Origin of the sequence: Mesorhizobium sp. M7A.F.Ca.CA.004.12.1.1 (genome assembly GCF_003997835.1) — a bacterium.
Taxonomy (GTDB): Bacteria; Pseudomonadota; Alphaproteobacteria; order Rhizobiales; family Rhizobiaceae; genus Mesorhizobium.
In genome coordinates, this window is sequence record NZ_RZRK01000292.1 from 1 (window position 1) to 6,936 (window position 6,936).

Consider the following 6,936-nt stretch of genomic DNA (forward strand, 5'->3'; position numbering starts at 1 on the left):
GGTTCTGAAGATTTCTGCTACATGTTGGAACAGCGGCCGGGCTGCTATTTCTTGCTTGGCCAGGCGGACGACGCGCACCAGGCCGCCGCGCACGACACCAATTACGATTTCAACGACGCTATCCTGCCGATGGGCGCCAGTCTTTTGGTCAGGCTGGTGGAGCGCCGCCTGTCCGCGGCAGGCGCATCGTGATGCAGTTGCCGGAAAAAGACATCCGCTGGCGGAGCCATTGGCTGCGGCAGGCATTGCCCGAGGACCCGGACCTTGCGCCTCCGCTCGAAGAGACAACGCAGGCCGACATCTGCATCGTTGGCGGCGGGTATCTCGGACTGTGGACCGCCATTCGCCTCAAGCAGCACAATCCAGGCTTCGACGTTGTCATTGTAGAGCGCGACATTTGTGGTGGTGGCCCGAGCGGCCGCAATTCCGGAATGGTGCTTTCGGCGTGGACCAAATACAGCGCGCTTGCCGCGCTGCGCGACGGAAACGACGCGCTTTCGATCATCAAGGCATCCGAAGCCGCGATCGGCGGCATCGAGGCTTTCTGCAAGACCGAGGCAATCGACGCCTGGTTCGATCGCATCGGCTGGATCTGGGGCGCTACGTGCGAAGCACAGCTTGGCGCCTGGGACGACGCGTTAAACAAGCTGGCAGCGCACGGCTACGTCCCGGCGCGGCGAGTTTCGCGCCCGGAGATCGCGGCGATGGCCGGTACGACGAGCCACCTTGGCGGTGCGTTCGACGCTTCGTCGGCAACTGTGCATCCAGGGTTCCTGGTGCGCGGCCTGCGTCGTGCAGCGCTGAACCGCGGCGTTCGGATCTATGAAAAGTCGCCGATGAAGCGGTTTTCGCGACGTGGCAAGCTCACGGTGGAAACGGCGAAAGGAACTGTGTCCTGCGGCAAGGTCGTGCTTGCCATGAATGCCTGGTCCGGGGCGATTCCGGAACTGGCCCCTGCGATCTTCAACATCTCCAGCGACGACGCCATGTCACAGCCCATTCCAGGCCTTCTCGACAAGGTCGGCTACCGCCGGGCGCCGCTGATGATCGATTCCCGCGTCTTCGTTGGCGGTTGGTCTCCGACGCGCGATGGTCGGCTGTCCGTCGGCGTCAGCGGTGGCGTCATTGGCTTCGGCGGCATCGTCGACCAGCGTTTCCATGGCCTGTCGCCACGGGTCGCCGAAATGCGTCGCGTGCTGCGGGATGGCCACCCGGCGCTCGCCGATTTCCCGCTCGAAACATCGTGGAACGGCCCGATCGACCGGACGGTCAGCGGCGTGCCGCTGTTCGGCGCTTTGCCCGCCAACCGCGATGTCGTCTACGGCTACGGCTTTTCCGGCAATGGCACGACAATGGCTTATATCGGCGGCGAGATCCTCACCGGCCTGCTGACTGACGGCGAATCGGAACTGACGCATTCGGCGCTGGTGCGTCCGGTGGCGCGCGGTTTCCCGCCCGAACCCTTTCGCTTCGTCGGTGCGCATTTCGTCCGTGGCGCGGTGCGTCGGCGCGACGATCTCGAACATGCCGGGCGCAAGCTGAATCCGGTGACGAGATGGCTCGCCGGGCTGGCCCCGTCCGGCGTCACTCCCTCCAAAGCCAATCTTCGCGCAAAGAAAGGATGACAATGTCCAAGGCCAGGATTTTCAAGCACAGCGAGTTGACTCTGAAGCCATCAGTCACGCCGACCGGAACGTCGTCGATCGCGCGCGTGATCAATGCCGAGATCAGCCGGACCATGGGCGGTGGCATCGAGTATCTGGAGAACGCCTCGATCGACTGGACCGTGACCTATGACGAGGTCCTGTTCATCCATGAAGGCACGCTGACGATCGAACTGGATGACGGCCGCCACGAATGCCGCCCTGGCGACATCGTCTGGCTGCCCAATGGCACGCATCTGAAATACATCGCAACCGAACGCACCGGCTATTTTTACTGCCTATACCCGTACGACTGGGCCGCGCGGCAAGGGACGTTAGAACCTTGACGTGACAGGCATATCATAGGTTGGCCTTTCACGGCGCCGTTCCGAGCGGCAGTCTCGGGGCGTTATTATAGCAACATGTATATTAGCTATTACTTGACAATAGGCCTAGGCTCTGGTTTCCTGATTTTACGGGTACTTAACCAAGTTCGTTGCGTTTTTTACGGACGGTGTTCGCATGTCGACGTTGGTCGTGGCGGACCCGCGAGGGGTATATCTCGCCGGTCTGGAATGGGTTTTGCAGAAGGCTGGACACGATGTTGTCGCCCAGTGCCGCCGCCCTGTGGACGTTCTCGCTCATGTGGAGCGCCATCAACCTGATATCGTCATCGTGGGCGTGGATCTCGAGGACCAGCAGACATCAGGTCTTTCCTCACGGCTGAAGGCTGGCAACAGCGCTCTCGGCATCATCTTCATCGTGCAGCCAACCGGCAGGCTCGATATCAAGGAAATACAGACGCTCGACGTCGACGGCCTGTTTCTGGACGGCATCAGCCACCGCTTTCTCGTCGAATGCGTGAATGCGGTGGCGGCGGGCAAGAAGTGGATCGACAACAAGATCGTCCAGCAGCTGCTGATGCCGGGCTCGCAGCCGCAGCCCATGTCCCGGCTGACCGGGCGGGAGACCGAGATCGCCGATCTCGTCTCGCGCGGGCTGCGCAACAAGACCATCGCGCAGCGGCTGCATTTATCCGAAGGTACGGTGAAGATGCACCTGCATCACGTCTACGAGAAGCTGCACCTCGGCGGCCGGGCGGAACTGGCCTGGATGACGCACGGCAAAGCCACCGAGCGTCCACGAACGGGCCGAACCGGCCTGCTCTGACCGTCCCTCTCTCCTCGCGCCGACATTGTACGCACGGCAACGGCCGGAAAGCCGTCTGACGGCATCTGCCTTGTGCCGGCGCGGCCTCCCCCAGCACCCGCCAGCCTGATCTACCGATGGATATATATCGTTCGATCAGGTGCGGACATTGACCGCAATACTATCGAAGCGGGAATGGACGCGCCCTCTGCGCCGGCGGCACAATGAAATTGGAGGGGCGCATTTCAGTATGCGACCGGCTGCACCGGGGTAGGTGCATTTCCGGCATTGGGGGCTGCATCCCTTTCCAGAAAGCATTTTGAACCAAGGAGAATCTCCATGGCACTCGATATCGTAGCTCAAGACATCATCATCGACGAGACAATCGGTTTTACGGACGATGATATCAATCCGGCCATTCCGCCATACGACACCAACCCCACGGTGCAATATCTCCTAAGTCTCGACGATCCGGATGGGTTGACCTCGCCTGAGGTCGCCTTCCAGGCCAACTTCGTGGAGGCCTCGGCGAGCGCGGGAGAAACCATCACCTCGGTCGTTCTCTCACAGAACCTCGCTGGAACCCCGTTTTCCACCACCGTCGGCGTGAACAGCGGCATTCAGACGGTCGATGGCAATTATGTCTGGCTGTTCCAGGACCTAACGCATCCAAACGTCGTGATCGGCGTCATTGGCACCTCTGACGCGGGCACTGAGCCCGCCGAGACCGGACCGCTCGCCTTCTCGTTCGCCCTGATCAACACCAGCAACACCAATGCGGATTTGTATACGGTCCAGTACGTGCCGTTGTTCCATCCGGACGAGACCAACCCGGACGACCGCATCAATCTGGAAGACGCAGTGTTCGCCTCCGTTGCGGGAACCTCCGTGGTCAGTTTTTTGGGCGAGGACGCCGCGCCCGGCAACAATGATTTTTACTTGATCAATTCGCCCGATGACGCTTCCAAGCAGCTTCTGGTGATAGGCTTGAACGGTGGCACCGCCAACGTGAGTGAAAAGGGCTTCGGCGTCAACAACCAGAGCATTAATCCGGGCGAAACGCTCCAGGTCGATTTTGTGACCGGCGGTGATCTGGCCGCGGGTGATGCCTCGGAAATCCAGTACGATAGCCATCTCGAGACCGTCACGCGGGCCGGATTCACAATCAACCAGATCACGCCTTCTACTCCCACTGATCGGGTGGACGTCAGTATCGCTGCCTTCAACAATACGGGCAACGATCAAGGCACGGATTTCTTTGACGGCACCGCGACCAACCTCGTGAACATCACCAGCCTCACGTTGACGGGTGAATCAGGGTTTGCGTCCACCATCATCGCCAATGGCACCTATGCCACTGGGAGCGGCAACGTCACCGTCAGTGGGCTCGGCACGGGCATAGTCACCATCACCGGACTCGACAACGTCACCACCGTCGATGTCATCACCAGCAGCCCAATGGATCGGCTGCAGGTATCATCGGTCGATTCAAACGAAGGGCTCGATATCTCCGAGTTCCATTTCTCGACGACGAACACCAACGCCCACAGCGAAGAGGTCGGCTCCTTCATCAACTTCGACGATGACGGGCCGGCGGTGACAGCGGACGGCACTGTTTCGCCGCTGATTACCGACGATACCGACATTCCCGATACAGCGTCGGCAAGCTTCGCGCCGGTCTTCAGCGTCGACGCCGGCGCCGATGGCCTCGACGGCGTCACCTATGCGCTCGACGTCAAGAGCCCCGGTGTCGACAGCGGCCTCGACGACACGCTCAGCGGCGACAACATCCTGCTGCGCCTCAACGCCAGCGGCGAGGTCGAAGGCTATCTGGCGAACGCCACAGGCACGGTCGCCTTCCTGATCAGCGTCGACGAGAACACCGGCGAGGTGACGCTGACCCAGAATAGCTCGGTCGTCCACAACGATGCAGCCGATCCGGTGGAGAGCGGCGTATCGGCGGCGACACTCGCTGCGGCCGACCTGGTGACGTTGACGGCGACCGCCACCGATGGTGACAGCGACACCGACGCTGCAACCGCCAATATCGGCGACGCCTTCCATTTCGAGGATGACGGCCCGACGGTGACGGCGGACGGCACTATTCCGACGCTGACCACCGACGACAGCGATCTTTCCGATACCACATCGGCAAGCTTTACTTCCGCCTTCAGCACCGACCTCGGCGCCGACGGCGGCGCCGTCACCTATGAGCTCGGCGTCAAGAGCGCAGACGTCGACAGCGGCCTCGACGACACGCTCAGCGGCGATAACATTCTGCTGCGCGTCAATGGCAACGGCGAAATCGAAGGCTATCTGGAGAACGACACGGCTACGGTCGCCTTCCTGATCAGCGTCGATGAGAACACCGGCGAGGTAACGCTGACTCAGGACCGTTCGGTTATCCATAACGATCCGGCAGATCCCGTGGAGAGTGGCGCTTCGGCGGCGGTACTTGCCGCGGCCGATCTGGTTACTCTGACCGCGACCGCCACCGATGGTGACGGCGACACCGCCGAGGCAACAGCCAACATCGGCACTGCTTTCACCTTCGAGGATGACGGCCCGACGATCACGGTGCCGTTCGACGGTGATGCCTCCGGTGGTGGTAGCGATGGTACCCACGAAACCCTGGCTAATGCGGCCAATGCGTCCGCCACCGGAGCCTTCGGGTACGACATCGGCGCGGATGCTCGCCCGGACGCGTTCTACGATGCCACGCACTCTGACTTCGTCGACCAGGATGGCGACCCGCTTAATGGCATCCAGATCGCACTCACCGGCTCGATCGCCGGCGGCGGCGGGGGCAATCTCATCACCTCGGACGTCACGCTCGCGTCGGAGGACTCCGATTTCGCGACGTTCGACTTCAGCTTCACCTACGACAAGGACCCAGCGGATCTCGTCCAGCCGGGCACGGCGGGCGGCACCCTCCTCTTCGACAAGGGTGCCGGCACTTACACCATCACCCTGACCGATCCGCTCGAAGGCTTCAGCTTCGACCTTATCCACACCAGTGAACTCTTGTCCAAGCAGCCCACGAGCAATACGGGCCACCCGCAGATCGTGTTGGAACAATTGCAGGCGGATGACGGGACCACGCAGAATGTAGACGAAGACTTCTACGTGCAGTTCACCGGCAACGCGATCAACAGATCCAACCCGTTCGGATTGACGAATAACGGCGAGGGGGCATCCAACCCCTTTGACTCCTCATTCGCCTTCGGCGCTCACGACATGGTGAGCAACGACAATGAAACATGGGTGTCTGCGACGCAGAACACCAACGGTGTCGCCGGTGACACGATCCAGAAAGGCGAATTGCTCACGTTGCGGTTCTTCGACAACAATGTCGGTATCGCAACCGAGGTGCAGCAGACACCGCAGACGTCGGCTTTCGCCGGCAGCATGGCCATCGAGTTCGACGGCATCGGCAACAGCGAGGACCTGATGCTGATCCTCAACCTGGCCGACAACGGTGCCGACAACATTTTCGGCACCGCGGACGACACTTCGATCACACGGGCTATGTACGTGCAGAACGCCGACATCTTCAAGACGGGTCAGGCCCCGTCCCCGTACAGCTCGGAGTTCACGCTCGACAACAATGACGGCCTCGTGATCATCGAGCAGAACGACTACAACGCAGCCGGCGAAGAGTACCTGCTGCAGGGTGTCCAGATCATGCAGTCGGGCAACGGGATCACCGGCAGTGCCATCGACCTGATCAGGGAGACCGGAGCTGGCGGCGGCAGCAGCGTTGCGACCAACGATCTGGTGAGCTTCGACGGCGCTGACAACGACGTGCTGAAGATCGTGGACATCGCCTTCAGCACGACCGTGACCGAGACGCCGTCAGCCAGCCTCGACTTCGCCTTCCAGGTGGCGGACGCGGACGGGGATGTGACAGACATGCAGCACATACTTGTTGATGTCGCCTGACACTTGACCAACGGGGGCAGCCGATGCTGCCCCCGTGCGCCTCCCGCGATCTCTTGCACGGAGATGTCATCCAGATGATGAGAACCAACCAACAGCCGCCTGCCCTGCAGGTGGTGATGAAAGAGGCCAGACGCGCCATCCGGCCGCTTGTCTGGTTCAGCGGCGGCATCAACGTGCTGATGCTGACCGGGGCGCTCTATAT

General features: G+C 61.3%; 5 protein-coding genes. All 5 read left to right on the forward strand.

The features are described from left to right. A partial coding sequence (locus EN984_RS37735; protein ID WP_348630229.1) for a M20/M25/M40 family metallo-hydrolase occupies nt 1-192 on the forward strand: 192 nt, incomplete at its 5' end. After that, nucleotides 192-1,625 (forward strand): FAD-binding oxidoreductase, encoded by a 1,434-nt coding sequence (locus tag EN984_RS16800; protein WP_127268146.1) that lies wholly within the window; start codon nt 192-194, stop codon nt 1,623-1,625. The genes EN984_RS37735 and EN984_RS16800, both read left to right, overlap by 1 nt. Before the next feature lie 2 nt (nt 1,626-1,627). Beyond that, nucleotides 1,628-1,990, forward strand: coding sequence for an AraC family ligand binding domain-containing protein (locus EN984_RS16805; protein WP_164748744.1), 363 nt, complete (start codon nt 1,628-1,630; stop codon nt 1,988-1,990). A 190-nt stretch (nt 1,991-2,180) separates the two neighbouring features. Beyond that, nucleotides 2,181-2,813: a response regulator transcription factor gene (locus EN984_RS16810; protein WP_245477102.1), complete on the forward strand. Its 633-nt coding sequence runs from the start codon at nt 2,181-2,183 to the stop codon at nt 2,811-2,813. A gap of 318 nt (nt 2,814-3,131) precedes the next feature. Then, entirely contained in the window at nt 3,132-6,734 is a 3,603-nt protein-coding gene (locus EN984_RS16815) for a DUF5801 repeats-in-toxin domain-containing protein (protein WP_127270368.1), read from the forward strand. Nucleotides 6,735-6,936: the final 202 nt, after the last annotated feature.

Bases quoted from the DNA above. Each gene is read 5' to 3' on its own strand.
- EN984_RS16805 (WP_164748744.1), top strand. From the start codon at position 1,628: ATGTCCAAGGCCAGGATTTTCAAGCACAGCGAGTTGACTCTGAAGCCA.
- EN984_RS16815 (WP_127270368.1), top strand. From the start codon at position 3,132: ATGGCACTCGATATCGTAGCTCAAGACATCATCATCGACGAGACAATC.
- EN984_RS16800 (WP_127268146.1), top strand. From the start codon at position 192: ATGCAGTTGCCGGAAAAAGACATCCGCTGGCGGAGCCATTGGCTGCGG.